This is a genomic window from Mesorhizobium sp. M0437 (assembly GCF_040321335.1).
Classification (GTDB): Bacteria; Pseudomonadota; Alphaproteobacteria; order Rhizobiales; family Rhizobiaceae; genus Mesorhizobium.
Genome location: NZ_JAMYRK010000007.1, coordinates 22,517 through 37,160, shown reverse-complemented (window position 1 = coordinate 37,160; position 14,644 = coordinate 22,517). Strand labels below are relative to the sequence as shown.

Below are 14,644 nucleotides of genomic sequence, written 5' to 3'. Positions count from 1 at the left end.
GCTACCGTTTTCGCGAGGAGACGGCTTGATGGCGACAGTCGAAAAAGTCAGCGTAGCGCTTTCCCCGGAACTGCTGGACATGGTCAAACGCGCGGTGGCCAGCGGGCAGTACGGTTCGGCAAGCGAAGTGATCCGCGAGGCACTGCGCGAATGGCGGCTTCGCCAGCCCTTGCGCGAGGCCGAAGCGGAGCGGTTGCGGAAAGTCTGGACGGAAGGGCTGGAGAGCGGTCCGTTTGCGCCGTTCGACATCGAGGACATAAAACAGAAAGCCCGCGGCCGGTTGGGCAACACCGGCAAAAACCGGCGGAATGGCTGACATCCGCATTGTCCACAGCCCGGCGGCAGAAGACGACCTGATCGATATTTGGTTTGGCATTGCAAGGGACAACCCGCTTGCCGCGGACCGCTTTTTGGATGCTATTGCCGAGCGCATCGTGCAATTGGGCACATTCCCGGAATCCGGTCCCAAGAGGCCCGACATCGCTGCCGAGGTGCGGGCGTTGACGATCGGCAACTATCTCGTGCTTTATCGCCTGGCCGAACAGCGCGTCGAGATCGTCCGCGTCGTGCATGGCGCACGCGACGCTTCGGCCTTATTTTGAATCCATGAAGCAACTGCTGCTCCTGCGTCACGCCAAGTCGAGTTGGGACGATCCCAACCTCATCGACTTCGACCGGCCGCTGTCCGCGCGCGGGCTGAAGGCAGCACCACTGGTCGGGCGCGAACTGGCCCGGCGCGGCTGGCTGCCGGAGCTGGCGCTGGTGTCGCCGGCGCTGCGCACCCGCGACACGTGGCGGCTGGTCTCGGCGGAATTGCCGGCGAAGGTGCAGGCCAAATTATCCCAGGCGCTCTACGAGGCGGCGGCGGCGGACATCCTCGCCAAGGTGCGGCAAGTAAAGGCGGGGACTGGAACGCTGCTGGTGCTTGGCCACAATCCCGGGCTGGAGGAGTTCGCGCGCGGGCTTGCCGGGGCTGGATCGGACCAAGCGGCGCTGAAGAAGCTGGCGGAAAAATACCCCACCGCGGGCCTGGCTCGGTTCGACGTCGACGGCGATTGGACCGGTCTCACCTTCGGCAGCGCCCGACTGACGCACTGCATTTGGCCGAAGGATCTTCGCTAGCGACTGCCTGACAGGCCGGGGGATCGCCGACCTTTCGACCAAACCCGGCTTCGCGCAAACAAACGCGGCGGCCCAGCCCCGCCGCTCTTTGTGCTCCCGGTTAAGGAACTAACGGCCCCAGTTGCCCCGGCCAGATTGGGGCACTACGGGTTGATCCGTGCCGAACCGGGTCGTCGCCTCGGTGTCGACGGCGTTGTGCTCGGCCGTCAGCGGCTTGCGGATGGAACCGGTAAACCCGCTGTCGATGGTGCCGACAGGCGCGTTGCCAACAGGCGCGGCCGGCTGGTTGACGCCGTCCGAACCATAGTGATCACTGCCTGCAAAGGCGCTGCCCGTGGCGACGAGGACGATGGTGGCGACGGTAAGAGCAGTCTTGGTCATTTCACGTACTCCAATGTACTGGTCATTCGTGAGTTGTCATTGCTTTCGACGCATTCGAGATGAGAGCGCTGTCCGCGCCGACGAATACGCACCCGGCTTTTTCCGATGTGCACGTTGCTGGACGATTTCAGCAACCGAGATTGTGGCTACAGATGAAACCTGCAAATCAAAGTATTCGATTGGCGCAGGATGCTATTCGGCGCACACGCCCGTTGATACGCGACAGCAAGAGTAGCGGGCCAAGCCCGCCGCTCTTTGTGTTGCGGGCCGTGATAATCAGCGGCCCCAGATGCCTTGGCCGGATTCAGGCGCCACCGACTCGGAGGTTGTCTTGGCACCGGTATGCTCGGAAGTAACTGGCTTGCGGATCGAACCGGTGAAGGTGTTGTCGACGTTGGCAGCAGCAGCGGCCGGCTGGTTGACGTTGTCCGAGCCATAATGGTCGCTGCCGGCAAAAGCAGTGCCGGTGGCAACGAGGATGGCGGCGGCGGTAAGAGCGAGCTTGGTCATTTCGGTACTCCGGTAGTTCTTTGGTCTGTCCGTCAAGTGGCGTGCCTCGGGAGGAATTCGCGTCGCTCGGACCACCCCGAGATGGGTCGGCAAGCCTGTCGTTTCCAATCACGAAAATTTTGTACGGGTGCGCCAAATTGGCCGCTTGAAAATCCGGCATAAGGTCCCTTCTGCCACAATCTTCTGATTTCTTTTCAATTAGTTATGCGGTCAGTGGTGATTTGCCGCGCGAACATTCTTTGAGCCGGCGTTCACCCTTTCCTGTACTCTCTGCTAACGGAACCGAGCCGTTCGGTTCGAGTTCTTTTACGCTTGGCTGATCAGCGCTTTCAGAGGCTCGATCGACATTCCTGCCGACCGATCAATGCGCGGTGAAATTCACGCTGCCAGCTCAGCGCCAGCGGCGTCGTGCTTGGGCCGCGCGCTGGCCAGAAGCACGACCGGGCAGTTGCAGGCGGCTAAAACAGCGCCGGCGGTTTCACCGAAGAACAGGTCCTCACCCGGACGTTGGGTGACGCCCATCACGACGATCGCCGCTCCTTTGGCCGCCTCCCGGGTGATCGCCTTGTCGGGTGTGACGCGGGTATGGAACGCTGTGTCGATATGCAGGCCGTAGCGGCCCGCCAGATCAGCGATGTCTTTCAGGACGGCCTCTTCGCGGCTATGCGACACCGATGTCGACCTGCGGCCCTTGGCTGCCTTTTGCGAGACGTAGAGAACCTTGATCCGCGCCCGGTTTGGACGGGCCAGCGCCAGCGCCAAGTCGGCGGCGCGACGCGCCACCTGGGTACCGTTGACGGGGACGAGAATACTGGTGCCGGCCCTCAGCGTCGGCATCTTTTCGCCAGCATTGCCGCCGTTCAGGACCAGGCAAAGCGGGCCGTCAAATCCTGCGGCAATGTCGTTGAGGGCCGGCGCGAAGGCGCCATCGGCGGTCAGCACATTGTCCATGCCGACCAGCAACAGGCCGTATCCCTTGCGGGCCTCTTCGGCAATCGTCTCACCCGTGGCATCCAATTCGGTGCGGGCCGTCAGATGGACTTTGTCGACAAGCGTATCTTCGATCCGTTTCACCGCCTGAGCGCTCTTTTTTGCACCCTTTTTGATTTCCTGGAGGGCGCGCTCCTGTCCCTTGCTGTCGGTCGGCCTGTCAACTCGGCCGTCTTTCGGCTGAAGCAAGGTGGTGGGCAGGCGAAGCAAGGTGGTGGGCATGCCGCTGCCTCCGCCGACCAGTCCGGCGAGATATGCGGTGAACTTGCCGATCCTGCTGTCGTCGACCAGCACCAGCAGCCTCTCCAGCCTGGAAATGAAGCCGTATTCGTCCAACGCCTCGCGCTCGACACGCTGCTGCTCGTCGTGCCCAACCGGCAGCCGGCCGAGCGCCCAGCGCAGCATCGGCGGCATGGCCAAGGTGGTGATCACGGCCATGGTGACGATCATGGTGAAGAGATTGTGCGACAGGATGTTCATCGACAGGCCGATGCTGGCGACGATCACCTCGGTCGAGCCGCGTGCGTTCATGGCACTGCCGACGGCGATTGCTTCCTTGAGCGACATGGCGGCGAGCTTGGCGCCGATGAACGCGCCGCCAAACTTGCCGATGCTGGCGATGATCACGAGAGCGCCCGTCAGCATGGCAAGGGTTGGATCGGCGAGCACTGTGAGATCGGCGGAAAGCCCCGCCATGCCGAAGAAGATCGGCATGAACAGCGCGGTGATGACGCCGCGAAGCTGACCTTCGATATGGCTGGAGAGGATGGGCGATTCCCCGACCAGGATGCCGGCGACGAACGCCCCCAGCACGGTATGGACGCCTATCAGATTAGTGATCAGCGCCATCGCTCCCATGATGATGAGGATCATGGTGATCACCGCAAACTCGCTGCGGAATTGATCGTTGGTCCAGCGGATCAAGGTGAAGACAAGACGGCGGCCAATGGTGAAGGAGAACACCATGAACAGTGCCACCGCGGCGATGGTGGTCACCAGCGGCGCGAACTGTAGCTTGCCATTGGTGGCGATGCCGAAGGTTACGGCGATGACCAGCCAGCCGATCGTGTCCTCGATGATCGCCGAGGAAATAATCACCTGTCCGAGGTTGCGGCGCATGAAGTTCATCTCGCGCACCACCATGGCGACGACCTTGACCGACGAGATCGACAGCGCCGTGCCCAGGAACAGCCCGGCGACGGTGCGCTGCGTGGGGTCAGCCAGCAATGCGTCCGGCAGGAACTGCGCCAGCGCAAAACCGAAGATGAAGGGCACCACGACGCCGGTAGCCGAAATGGAAAAACAGGCCGCGCCAACCCGGCGCACCAGCCGCAGGTCCGTCTCCATGCCGGTCAGCAAAAGCAGCATCAGGATGCCGAGCTGCGAGACGGCGTCGATCATGCCCTTTTGCGCAGGATCACTGGGAAAGATCAGGTGCTGGGCCGACGGCCACAGCCAGCCGAACAGCGAAGGACCGAGCAGGATGCCGCCGATCAGTTGGCCCATGATTGCCGGCTGGCCATAACGCTGCAGCACTTCGCCCAAGCCGCGCCCGACAAGCAGCAGAAGCACGATCTCGGCGACGAAAGCGCCTTCGCCCGAACCACCCATGCCGGAGGCCCGGGTACCGGCAACGAGCGTCTGCGCTGCCCAGGCCGCCCCCGCGGGGACGAAAGCGCAAACCAGCAGCGCCAGGCTGGAACGTGTCGGAGCCTGCCAAGCCATGAAACCCCCATCGCCCAATGCACGTGTCCAACAACGCGCGACAGGGCGTTGCGTTGCTAGACAGGGCGTTGCGTTGCTAGACGTGGACGTCACCGAAGGAGAGTTCGCCGTCGTCGCTCTCTGTCAGAAATGCTGTCACCAGCAGGCCCGCATAGAGGACGGCGACCAGCACGACGATGACGGCGCCCGGAATTGGACCCAAGGCAGCACTGGCGACGGCCTCACGCATCGACCCGACGAAGCCGATGCGGACACCTTCGGTCAGAAGACCGGGGGTCGACAGTTTGAGGATCCAGGCCAGCAGCAGGATCAGCAGCATGTAGATGTAATTGCGACGCAGGCGGCGCGCCAAAGCCATGCGTTGCGAAATCAGGAATTTCGGCGCGCGCAGGCTCTCGCCGACGATCAACAGCCAATCGGACGCGAAGTCCGGCTGCGGCGAGAATATCTGCGCGAAATAGTGCCGTTCGAACTGGCGCACGCGAGCCCGGTAGAAGTCGAAGAAGCGATATCGGCGGGCCTCTATCCACAGCAGCAGCAGAACAAGCAGCATGGCAAACAGCAGCACACCATGGTGAGCGCTGGCTGTCGAAAGCGAAACGGACAGCATTGCTGCGACAACGGTTATCGCCCAGTTGCTCGTCCGGTCCAGGCGGTCACGCCACCCAGCCATGCGCGCAATCTCGGCGCGATGAAAGTGGGACATCGTGGTTACGAGTTCGCCGGACGACAGTGTCCTTCCGATGGGATCCGGCGCCGGCAACACTTCTGCCATGACAATGCCTCCACCCGCCACGCGAAAACGGCCGGATGGAGATATCGTTCCGACGCTCAATCCGCCGGGCGCAGCCAGACCTTGTTGTCGTGGAAGGCGGCGCCGCCATAGGGCGCCGGCGCATCGGCGCCGGTCAGCACGTTGATGCCCTCGCCGCGCTCATGGGCGCTGTTCGGCCAGATGCCTTCGGCGACGACGACGCCGCGCTTGATGCCGTCGAACAGCTTTGCGTGCAGCACCACCTCGCCACGCTGGTTGCCGACTTCGACACGGCCGCCGTCGGCGACGCCGAGTGCCGCCGCATCATCGGGATGCAAGAGCAGCTCCGGCCGGCGCTCTTTTGCCTGCGATACCGGCGTTTCGGCAAAGGTCGAATTGAGGAAATTGCGCGCCGGCGAGGTGGTCAGCCGGAACGGGTGCGCCTCGTCCGCCACTTCGATCAGGTCGACATGGTCGGGGAATTCCGGCAGGCTCGCCACCGGCCCGAACAGGCCCATGCTTTTCGGTGGCCGGTTGGGCGCGGCCTGGCCCGTCCAGTCGGCGCGAAAATGGAACTTCTTGTCGGCATGGCCGAAGCCGTCGAGGAAATGCGCGGCCGCGAAATCCGGCTGCAAATCGACCCATTTCTGCTCTTTCAGGCTCGAAAAGCTGCCCAGCCCGCGCTTGCCCAGAATGATGTCGATATGCTGCTGCTCGGTCATGCCGAAGCCAGGACGATCGGCGACACCGAGCCTTTTGCCGAGCTCCTCGATGACGAAATGGTTGGTGCGCGGACCTTCCGGCGGGTCGATCAGCTTCGGCCCGAGTGTGATGTGCTGGTTGCCGCCACCCTTGTAGACGTCGTCATGCTCGAGAAACATCGTCGCCGGCAGCACCACATCAGCGAGCTTGGCGGTGTCGGTCATGAACTGCTCGTGCACGCAGGAAAACAGATCGTCGCGCAGAAAACCTTGCTTCACCAGCCGCTGCTCCGGCGCGACATTCACCGGATTGGTGTTCTGGATCAGCAGCGCCGTCACCGGCGGGCCGCCATAGAGCGCATCCTCAGCCCCGGTCAGCACCGGGCCGATGCGCGAATGATCGAGATGGCGGATCGAGGGATCGCGCATCCGCGTGCCTTCCAGCAGTTCCTGGTTGAGCTTGAAGATGCCCGAGTTGGAATGGAAGGCGCCGCCGCCCTCATATTGCCAGCAGCCGGTAACCGCGGCGATCGAGGCCGCGGCATGCATGTTGACCGAACCGTTGCGCTGCCGCGAAAAACCGTAGCCGAGGCGGAAGTAGGTCTTCTTCGTCCTGCCGACGAGACGGGCGAAGGCCTCGATTTCGTCGACAGAAAGCCCGGTGATATCAGCGGCCCATTGCGGCGTCTTTGTGCTGAGATGCGCTTCCAGACCGTGAGGATCGTCGGTGTATTGTTCCAGATAGGCGCGGTCGGCCATGCCGTCACGGAACAGCACGTGCATCACCGCGCAGGCCAGCGCGCCGTCGGTGCCGGGCTTCAGCACCAGGCCGAGATCGGCCTGCTTCATCGTTGCATTTTCGTAGACGTCGATGACGACGATCTTGGCGCCGCGTTCCTTGCGCGCCTTGATGGCGTGGGTCATGACGTTGACCTGCGTGACCACGGCGTTGGTGCCCCAGATCACCACGCAGTCGGACTTCGCCATTTCGCGCGGGTCGGGGCCGCGCAGCGCGCCGGCGCCCATCATCCAGCCGGTCCAGGCCAGATTGGTGCAGATCGAGCCGAAGAAGCCGGAATATTTCTTGGCGTGCCTGAGCCGCTCGATGCCGTCGCGCTGCACCAGCCCCATCGTGCCGGCATAGTAATAGGGCCAGACCGTCTCCGAGCCGTATTTTGCCTCCGCCGCGATGAATTTTTCAGCGACCAGATTAAGCGCCGCCTCCCAGCTCGCTTCCTTCCAGGCACCCTCGCCCTTGGCGCCGGCCCGGATCAACGGCTTCAGCAGGCGGTCGGGATGATGGACGCGATCGGCGTAACGGGCGACCTTGGCGCAGATGACGCCGGCCGTATAGCTGTTGGCCTTGGCGCCATGGACGCGGCCGATGCGCCTGGCGTCGAGCAGCTCGACCTCGAGCGCGCAGGTCGAAGGGCAATCATGCGGACAGGCCGAATGGCCGATTTTGAGCTTGGCGTGCTGATTCATGGGAGCAAACTAGCTGGTTGATATGGCGACGTGTAGGGCCAGATGGGCGGGCCTACATCCCCCTCTGGGCTATTCGTCGGAAAGGCCGATCAAGTCCAAGAATGCATCAAAGTCCGGCGCAATGGGCCAAACGCTTTCGACAAGATCGATATTTGTCATGTCAAACGCAACGAGCGGATAAAGCCCCACTGTGCGTAGATCGAACGCAATCGCCTCGCCGCCCCCGTTGCTGCCGATAACGAAAAAACCCGGAAAGAACTCCTTGAATGTCCCCTGTTGCTCTATTTCGATCACCTCTTCCGCAGCGTGCAAGGCAAGCCATAGCGGCTGGACTGGCAGGGGGCCCTCACCACCGTTGCTGAAAGAGAGAAGGGCAACATAGCCTTCAGGCAGGACCAAAGGCCCCACGTCCCTGAGTTTCTCGATCGCTTCGTCTGACGCTCCATCTTTTTTGCGCCACTCCCGACCTTCAAGCATCTCATTCACCCCCTACGGCGAACCACGTGGGTATCCAGGAACGTACCCGGCCATGACCGCGACAGGCTTGAGCAACGCGTCGTAGGCGCGGCATCTCCCCCGCGAGGGGGGAGATTGCGCTCTCCCTACTCCGCCGTGCCTTCCTCGTACTCCGCCGACATCGACAGCCATTTTTCCTCATGGCCGGCCAGCTGTTGCGCAAGTTGTGAGCGCTCCTTGGCCAGCCTTGTCGCGGTCGAGGGGTCCTTTTCGTAGATGGCCGGGTTGGCGAGTTCGTCCTCGATCAGGTCGATGCGCTTGCGGAGGCGGTCCATCAGCGCTTCGGTGGCGCGGATTTCCTTGGCCAGCGGCTCGAAGGCGGCGCGGCGCGCGGCTGCGTCGCGGCGGCGGTCGGCCTTCGACGCCTTTTCCGCCTCGCGCTTGCCGCGGCGGTCGCCGGAGACGCCGGTAACCAGCGTCTTGTAATCCTCGAGATCGCCGTCATACGGATTAACCGCGCCGTCCTTGACCAGCCACAGCCGGTCGGCGGTCGCTTCGAGCAGATGGCGGTCGTGCGAGATCAGGATGACCGCGCCGGGAAAATCGTTCAGCGCATGGATCAGCGATTCACGGCTGTCGATATCAAGATGGTTGGTCGGCTCGTCGAGGATGAAAAGGTTCGGCCCCTCGAAGGCCGACAGGCCCATCAGGAGCCGCGCCTTTTCGCCGCCGGACAGATCCTTGGCGGCGGTGTTCATCTTTTCGGTGGTCAGGCCGAACTGGGCGACGCGGCCGCGCACCTTGGATTCCGGCGCATCCGGCATCAGCCGGCGGACATGCTCATAGGCGTTTTCGTCGGGCCTGAGGTCGTCGAGCTGGTGCTGGGCGAAGATTGCTACCTTGAGGCCGGGTGCCACCGTCATGCTGCCGGTCTCCGGCTTCAGCCGGCTGGCCAAAAGCTTGGCGAAAGTCGACTTGCCGTTGCCGTTGGCGCCGAGCAGCGCGATGCGATCGTCGGCATCGATGCGCAGCGTCATCTTCTTCAGGATCGGCTCGCCCTCGACATAGCCGACGTTGACGTTGTTCAGCGCAATGATCGGCGAGGCCACCGACTTCACCGGCTCCGGAAAGGAGAACGGCCGCACCGTGTCGTTCACGATCGCGGCGATCGGCTTCATCTTCTCCAACGCCTTGATGCGCGACTGCGCCTGCCTCGCCTTCGACGCCTTGGCGCGGAAGCGCTCGACAAAGGATTCCATGTGCTTGCGCGCGGCTTCCTGCTTGACGCGGCCCTTCTCCTGCAATTCGCGCTGCTCGGTGTATTGGCGCTCGAACTGGTCGTAGCCGCCGCGCCAGAAGGTCAGCTTCTTCTGGTCGAGATGGACGATCGAATTGACGGCGCGGTTGAGCAGGTCGCGATCGTGCGAAATCAGCAGCACGGTGTGCGGATATTTCGACACGTAGTTTTCCAGCCAGAGCGTGCCTTCGAGGTCGAGATAATTGGTCGGCTCGTCGAGCAGCAGCAGATCGGGCTCGGCAAACAACACGGCGGCCAGCGCGACGCGCATGCGCCAGCCACCGGAGAAGGACGAGGCCGGGCGCCGCTGCGCGGCATCGTCGAAGCCGAGGCCGGCGAGAATGGTGGCCGCGCGTGACTCGGCCGAGTGCGCATCGATATCGGCCAGCCGCATGTGGATGTCGGCGATGCGGTGCGGATCGGTCGCCGTCTTTTCCTCTTCGAGCAGTGCACTCCGTTCGAGGTCGGCCTTGAGCACGATCTCGATCAGCGGCTCCTCGGTGCCCGGCGCTTCCTGCGCCACCTGGCCGATGCGCGTGTTCTTGGGCAGGCTGATCGAGCCGGTCTCGGAGGCGAGGTCGCCGGTGATCGCCTTGAACAGGGTCGTCTTGCCGGTGCCGTTGCGGCCGACAAGGCCAGCCTTGCTACCGGCCGGCAAGGTCAGTGAGGCATGGTCGAGAAGCAGGCGTCCGGCCATGCGGAGCGAAAGGTCGTTGATGATCAGCATGGCCGGGCTTTTGCACGGGACAACCATGCTTCGCAAGGGCTTGAGCCCCGGTTCGCCGCATAAGCCGCGAAAACCGACAAAGCTGGTGATGTCGACCCGCGCGCCGCGACTTCCCGCAAAACGCAAAAAGAACCCGCTATCCTGAGGGGGGACAAGGAGAGCGGGCTCTTTCGTGAACGGCGGCCTTGGGAGCGTCCGATCGACATCCAAACACGCAGCAGCCTGGTTTGTTCCATGGGAAGAACGAACTATGTGATGAACAAACGCTGCTGTGGCCGGCAGGTTTGTCCACAGGGGTGTGCCGTCTGTACGCTATCGACCATGACGCTGCGGAAAGACTCGGCTATCCTTGGATGTGCGGCGGGCCTGATCTCCGCCTGGCCGGCGCCATCAGCTTCCTCCCAAGCGGCGCCGGCCACCTTCCTTGACCGGCGCCGCTTGCCCGATCGACGCCATTTGAGGCGGTCATTGTTTCGGCGGCGTGCCGGGCTGATCGCCGCCGGTCGTCGATTTCGGCACCGGATTCTTGTCGACCTGCGGGTTCTGATCGACCGTGTCGCCAGGGGCCTTGGTCGGCTGGATATTGTTGTCGCAACCCGCAACAGTCAGAGCTGCCATAAGCAGCAGGATTGAGCGCTTTTTCATCGCAGTCTCCTCTCGCCCGACAACGAGGCGTCGGCGATTTGGTTGCGCGTTCCTGCAGTCGCCAAGGGGCCTGGGAACAAAATGCCGCGTCTCCGGTTGCTCCACAATCAATGGAGGATGGCATGATCCGTCTGCTCATCGCCGGGGCAATCGTCTATGTTGCCTATCGCGTCGCCAAGAAAGTGATCGATGAGGTGCCCGACGATTTCGATCCGCTGCTGTTGCCACCGCCACAGGACGATCGCGAGGCGCTACGGCGGCAATCGGCAAGGATGGGCGTCGAGCCCGAGCGTTAGTCGACAAGCCTGCCCGCAAGGCTTCTTCGCTCACGGGGCCTATTCCGGCTCCGCAAACCGTTGCGAACAAAGCAGAAACGATGCTTGATGGGCGATGAACCTCGCCGCCCGTGATTCGTCCTTCCAGCCGGCCTATCTGGCGAAGCTCAACGCCGAGCAGAGGCTTGCCGTCGAACATGGCGACGGCAAGATCGCCGGGCCGTTGCTGGTGATTGCCGGCGCCGGCTCCGGCAAGACCAACACGCTGGCGCACCGGGTCGCGCATCTGATCGTCAGGGGTGCCGACCCGCGCCGCATCCTTTTGATGACATTTTCGCGCCGTGCCGCAGCGGAAATGGCCAAGCGGGTCGAGCGCATCGCCGGCGAGGTGCTGGGGCGCGATGCCTCGGTGATTACCGATGCGCTGAGCTGGGCCGGCACGTTCCACGGCATCGGCGCCAGGCTGCTGCGCGATTATGCGCTGGAGATCGGTCTCGATCCGGCCTTCACCATCCACGATCGCGAGGATTCCGCCGACCTGATGAACCTCGCCCGCCACGAGCTTGGGTTTTCAAAGACCGAAGCCCGCTTCCCGACCAAGGGCACCTGCCTGGCGATCTATTCGCGCGCCGTCAACGCACAGGCGCCGCTCGGCGAGGTGCTGGGTTCGGTGTTCCCGTGGTGCGCCGGCTGGGCCGAACAGCTGAAGCAATTGTTCGCCCGATATGTCGAGGCCAAGCAGGCGCAGAATGTGCTCGATTACGACGACCTGCTGCTCTACTGGGCGCAGATGGCCGGCGAGCCGGAAATCGCCGCGCATCTGGGTGCGCGTTTCGACCATGTGCTGGTCGATGAATACCAGGACACCAACCGGCTGCAGGCCTCGATCCTGACGGCCCTCAAGCCCGACGGATCGGGGCTGACGGTGGTCGGCGACGACGCGCAGTCGATCTATTCGTTCCGCGCCGCGGAAGTGCGCAATATCCTGGATTTTCCCAAGCAGTTCGCGCAGCCGGCGGAAGTCGTCATGCTGGAGCGCAATTACCGCTCGACCGAGACCATCCTGGCGGCCGCCAATGCGGTAATCGGCGAAGCGTCGGAACGTTTCACCAAAAATCTCTGGACCGAGCGCAAATCTGCGGAAAAGCCGAAGCTGGTCAGCGTGCGCGACGAGACCGAGCAGGCGAGCTATGTCTGCCAGGCGATACTCACCGAACGCGAGGCCGGCACTGTTCTCAAATCACAGGCGGTGCTGTTTCGCGCCTCGCACCATAGCGGCCCGCTGGAGATCGAGCTGACGCGCCGCAACATCCCCTTCGTCAAGTTCGGCGGGCTGAAATTTCTCGATGCAGCACACGTCAAGGACTTGCTGGCCGTACTGCGCTTTGCCGAAAACCCGCGCGACCGCGTCGCCGGCTTTCGCGTGCTGCAACTTCTGCCGGGCATCGGCCCTTCGGCCGCCAATGCGATCGTCGAGACCATGGCAAATTCGCTCGACGAGACGATGGGGCTTGCCCGCTATCGGCCGCCGCAGCGTGCCGCCGACGACTGGCCGGGCTTTGTCGCGCTCTATAGCGGCCTGCGCGCCGGCGCGCAAAAATGGCCGGCCGACATCGAACAGGTCAGGCTCTGGTACGAGCCGCATCTGGAACGTATCCACGAGGACGCAACGACGCGCCGGGCCGATCTCCTGCAGCTCGAGCAGATCGCTTCCGGCTATGCGTCGCGCGAGCGCTTCCTTACCGAGCTGACACTCGATCCGCCGGACGCGACCAGCGACGAGGCCGGCCCGCCACACCGCGACGAGGATTATCTGATCCTGTCGACGATCCATTCGGCCAAGGGCCAGGAGTGGAAGAACGTCTTCGTGCTCAACACCGTCGACGGCTGCATCCCGATCGATCTCGGCGTCGGCAGCAAGGAGGACGTCGACGAGGAGCGGCGGCTGCTCTACGTGGCGATGACGCGGGCCAAGGACAGCCTGCACCTGGTCATGCCGCATCGCTTTTTCGTCCATGGCCAGGCGGCGCGCGGCGACCGCCATGTCTATGCCTCGCGCACGCGCTTCATCCCGCGCTCTATCCTCGGCGCCTTCGAGCAGGTGGCATGGGCCAGCGTCCAGGCCAGAGACGATCCGCGCCGACAGCCGCAGGTGCGTGTCGACCTCGGCGCCCGCATGCGCGGCATGTGGAAATAGGCACCTGCCTCGACGTCGGCGCTGCTCGCCCGGCGACCGCTCCCGGAGCCGGCGAAAAAACAATCCCGGCAACATGGAACCTCGCGCCGTGATCCGCGTTTCTGCCCGACCCCCAGACCGGAGAACGGCGTCCGCCGTGACCTCCGCCCATTCGAGAGGCCAGAATGCACGACAGGACGTTTTCCACCCCGGTCGCCCTAACCGTTGGCGCCGGCTACAAGCGTACGATCGCTTCGTTCTCCGAGATGCACGAATTCCTGACCGAGTTCCCGCCTTCGCGCCGCCGGCTGAGCTATGGCGCCGCGGTGAAGGCCTGCGAGGCGGCACGTGCCGGCGATATCTCGGCCGAAGCGGCACGCGACGCCCTGATCACCTTTGCCGTAACGGCAGGCATCCTCTGGTCGGCCGCCCAGCCGGCGGTCTCGGTCAAGCCGGTCGCCCGGGGCCTCGGCGGCTACGCCGCCTGACAGAAACGACCATCAATGGACCGTCATCGGGCCGCCGCCCGGCGGGTCGCCCGCTGCCGCGGTTTCGAAACTGACCTGATCGCGGCCGTTCGATTTGGCCTTGTAAAGGTGCTTGTCCGCCACCACGAACATCTCGGCGTAGGTGGTCGGCCCGCTGAAGGCGACGCCGCCGATGCTGACCGAGAGAGGACAGGGCCGGCCGCCAGGCGAGAACTCCGCCTCACGGACGCGCCGGCGAATTGTCTCCGCCACCAGCCAGGACTGCGAAGGATCTGCGCCGGGAAGGAAAACCGCAAATTCCTCGCCGCCGATCCGGCCGACGATGTCGGCGCCGCGCAGCTGGCCCTGGATTGTCCTGGCGATCAGCTTGAGCGCCTGGTCTCCGCAGTCGTGGCCGAGGCGGTCGTTGACGGATTTGAAATGGTCGGCATCGACGATCAGCAAGGCTCCGGCATTTACGACGGAATGGCTGCGGGCCTGTTCGAGATAGGCCTCGACGAGCATGGAAAATGCACCCCGGTTGAATACCGCCGTCAGGCTGTCGGTCGCCGCGACGACGGCCAGTACCTTCTGCGCGATCGCCAGCTGGCGCATTTTCCACATGAGGAAGAAGAAGAACGAGCTGGCCAGGACAAGCGGCAGCAGCAGGTCTGTGAGCTGCGCCCGCCACAGCGCTTCCGGCGACAAATACGGGAAATTGAAGGAATCGACGAGGAATGCGGCTGCAATGCAGACTGCCGTGCCCGCGACGGTAACCGCCACGACCCTGCCCCAGCTCGTCGGGGACAAATCGATCTGCATGCTTTTGCTCCTGCTTCAGCCGGCTACCTTGAAGCAACAGCGCAAACGAAGTCCTAAGACTTTGCTTCAATTCGATCGCAGTCGAAGCGAAACCAGCCGTCGAGATGGCGG

General features: G+C 63.5%; 15 protein-coding genes. 6 read left to right on the top strand and 9 right to left on the bottom strand.

Annotated elements, in window-relative coordinates; all coding sequences use genetic code 11:
• Positions 1–28 precede the first annotated feature (28 nt).
• From NKI72_RS06805 to NKI72_RS06795, 3 genes are read left to right on the top strand one after another with little or no spacing between them, the layout of a single operon-like run.
• Entirely contained in the window at positions 29–316 is a 288-nt protein-coding gene (locus NKI72_RS06805; protein ID WP_352472621.1) for a type II toxin-antitoxin system ParD family antitoxin, read from the top strand.
• On the top strand, positions 309–602 hold the full coding sequence (locus tag NKI72_RS06800) for a type II toxin-antitoxin system RelE/ParE family toxin (protein ID WP_352472620.1): 294 nt from the start codon (positions 309–311) through the stop codon (positions 600–602). The genes NKI72_RS06805 and NKI72_RS06800 overlap by 8 nt, the downstream gene beginning before the upstream one ends.
• A gap of 4 nt (positions 603–606) precedes the next feature.
• Positions 607–1,122, top strand: a complete 516-nt coding sequence (locus NKI72_RS06795; RefSeq protein WP_352472619.1) for a SixA phosphatase family protein — start codon at positions 607–609, stop codon at positions 1,120–1,122.
• A 108-nt stretch (positions 1,123–1,230) separates the two neighbouring features.
• Here the strand turns inward: NKI72_RS06795 and NKI72_RS06790 are convergent, their stop codons facing one another.
• The 8 genes from NKI72_RS06790 to NKI72_RS06755 form a co-directional block, all read right to left on the bottom strand.
• Positions 1,231–1,503 (bottom strand): DUF680 domain-containing protein, encoded by a 273-nt coding sequence (locus NKI72_RS06790; RefSeq protein WP_352472618.1) that lies wholly within the window; start codon positions 1,501–1,503, stop codon positions 1,231–1,233.
• A 276-nt stretch (positions 1,504–1,779) separates the two neighbouring features.
• On the bottom strand, positions 1,780–2,013 hold the full coding sequence (locus NKI72_RS06785) for a DUF680 domain-containing protein (protein WP_352472617.1): 234 nt from the start codon (positions 2,011–2,013) through the stop codon (positions 1,780–1,782).
• 378 nt (positions 2,014–2,391) lie between these two features.
• Positions 2,392–4,614: a cation:proton antiporter domain-containing protein gene (locus NKI72_RS06780; protein WP_502908940.1), complete on the bottom strand. Its 2,223-nt coding sequence runs from the start codon at positions 4,612–4,614 to the stop codon at positions 2,392–2,394.
• A gap of 190 nt (positions 4,615–4,804) precedes the next feature.
• Complete coding sequence (locus NKI72_RS06775; protein WP_352849997.1) at positions 4,805–5,503, bottom strand: DUF2270 domain-containing protein; 699 nt, start codon at positions 5,501–5,503, stop codon at positions 4,805–4,807.
• A 56-nt stretch (positions 5,504–5,559) separates the two neighbouring features.
• The gene (locus tag NKI72_RS06770) at positions 5,560–7,668 is read right to left on the bottom strand and encodes a molybdopterin-containing oxidoreductase family protein (RefSeq protein ID WP_352836498.1); all 2,109 of its coding nucleotides are present in this window, start codon (positions 7,666–7,668) and stop codon (positions 5,560–5,562) included.
• Positions 7,669–7,737: 69 nt separating this feature from the next.
• The gene (locus NKI72_RS06765) at positions 7,738–8,145 is read right to left on the bottom strand and encodes an SMI1/KNR4 family protein (RefSeq protein ID WP_352817550.1); all 408 of its coding nucleotides are present in this window, start codon (positions 8,143–8,145) and stop codon (positions 7,738–7,740) included.
• A 125-nt stretch (positions 8,146–8,270) separates the two neighbouring features.
• The gene (locus tag NKI72_RS06760; RefSeq protein WP_352836501.1) at positions 8,271–10,148 is read right to left on the bottom strand and encodes an ABC-F family ATP-binding cassette domain-containing protein; all 1,878 of its coding nucleotides are present in this window, start codon (positions 10,146–10,148) and stop codon (positions 8,271–8,273) included.
• A 465-nt stretch (positions 10,149–10,613) separates the two neighbouring features.
• The gene (locus NKI72_RS06755) at positions 10,614–10,793 is read right to left on the bottom strand and encodes a hypothetical protein (RefSeq protein ID WP_023677659.1); all 180 of its coding nucleotides are present in this window, start codon (positions 10,791–10,793) and stop codon (positions 10,614–10,616) included.
• A gap of 122 nt (positions 10,794–10,915) precedes the next feature.
• Between NKI72_RS06755 and NKI72_RS06750 the strand changes: the two genes are divergently transcribed.
• The 3 genes from NKI72_RS06750 to NKI72_RS06740 all read left to right on the top strand — a co-directional run bounded on the left by NKI72_RS06750 (position 10,916) and on the right by NKI72_RS06740 (position 13,732).
• Positions 10,916–11,089: a hypothetical protein gene (locus NKI72_RS06750; RefSeq protein ID WP_023677660.1), complete on the top strand. Its 174-nt coding sequence runs from the start codon at positions 10,916–10,918 to the stop codon at positions 11,087–11,089.
• 94 nt (positions 11,090–11,183) lie between these two features.
• Complete coding sequence (locus NKI72_RS06745; RefSeq protein ID WP_352541647.1) at positions 11,184–13,265, top strand: ATP-dependent helicase; 2,082 nt, start codon at positions 11,184–11,186, stop codon at positions 13,263–13,265.
• A gap of 164 nt (positions 13,266–13,429) precedes the next feature.
• Complete coding sequence (locus NKI72_RS06740; RefSeq protein ID WP_352836503.1) at positions 13,430–13,732, top strand: DUF982 domain-containing protein; 303 nt, start codon at positions 13,430–13,432, stop codon at positions 13,730–13,732.
• A gap of 12 nt (positions 13,733–13,744) precedes the next feature.
• Here the strand turns inward: NKI72_RS06740 and NKI72_RS06735 are convergent, their stop codons facing one another.
• Positions 13,745–14,533, bottom strand: a complete 789-nt coding sequence (locus NKI72_RS06735; RefSeq protein ID WP_352472609.1) for a GGDEF domain-containing protein — start codon at positions 14,531–14,533, stop codon at positions 13,745–13,747.
• Positions 14,534–14,644: the final 111 nt, after the last annotated feature.

Coding starts and splice junctions, on each gene's coding strand:
- NKI72_RS06790 (WP_352472618.1), bottom strand. CDS start 1,503: ATGACCAAGACTGCTCTTACCGTCGCCACCATCGTCCTCGTCGCCACG.
- NKI72_RS06750 (WP_023677660.1), top strand. CDS start 10,916: ATGATCCGTCTGCTCATCGCCGGGGCAATCGTCTATGTTGCCTATCGC.
- NKI72_RS06760 (WP_352836501.1), bottom strand. CDS start 10,148: ATGCTGATCATCAACGACCTTTCGCTCCGCATGGCCGGACGCCTGCTT.
- NKI72_RS06770 (WP_352836498.1), bottom strand. CDS start 7,668: ATGAATCAGCACGCCAAGCTCAAAATCGGCCATTCGGCCTGTCCGCAT.
- NKI72_RS06735 (WP_352472609.1), bottom strand. CDS start 14,533: ATGCAGATCGATTTGTCCCCGACGAGCTGGGGCAGGGTCGTGGCGGTT.
- NKI72_RS06795 (WP_352472619.1), top strand. CDS start 607: ATGAAGCAACTGCTGCTCCTGCGTCACGCCAAGTCGAGTTGGGACGAT.
- NKI72_RS06755 (WP_023677659.1), bottom strand. CDS start 10,793: ATGAAAAAGCGCTCAATCCTGCTGCTTATGGCAGCTCTGACTGTTGCG.
- NKI72_RS06800 (WP_352472620.1), top strand. CDS start 309: ATGGCTGACATCCGCATTGTCCACAGCCCGGCGGCAGAAGACGACCTG.
- NKI72_RS06785 (WP_352472617.1), bottom strand. CDS start 2,013: ATGACCAAGCTCGCTCTTACCGCCGCCGCCATCCTCGTTGCCACCGGC.
- NKI72_RS06780 (WP_502908940.1), bottom strand. CDS start 4,614: ATGGGTGGTTCGGGCGAAGGCGCTTTCGTCGCCGAGATCGTGCTTCTG.
- NKI72_RS06775 (WP_352849997.1), bottom strand. CDS start 5,503: ATGGCAGAAGTGTTGCCGGCGCCGGATCCCATCGGAAGGACACTGTCG.
- NKI72_RS06740 (WP_352836503.1), top strand. CDS start 13,430: ATGCACGACAGGACGTTTTCCACCCCGGTCGCCCTAACCGTTGGCGCC.
- NKI72_RS06765 (WP_352817550.1), bottom strand. CDS start 8,145: ATGCTTGAAGGTCGGGAGTGGCGCAAAAAAGATGGAGCGTCAGACGAA.
- NKI72_RS06745 (WP_352541647.1), top strand. CDS start 11,184: ATGAACCTCGCCGCCCGTGATTCGTCCTTCCAGCCGGCCTATCTGGCG.
- NKI72_RS06805 (WP_352472621.1), top strand. CDS start 29: ATGGCGACAGTCGAAAAAGTCAGCGTAGCGCTTTCCCCGGAACTGCTG.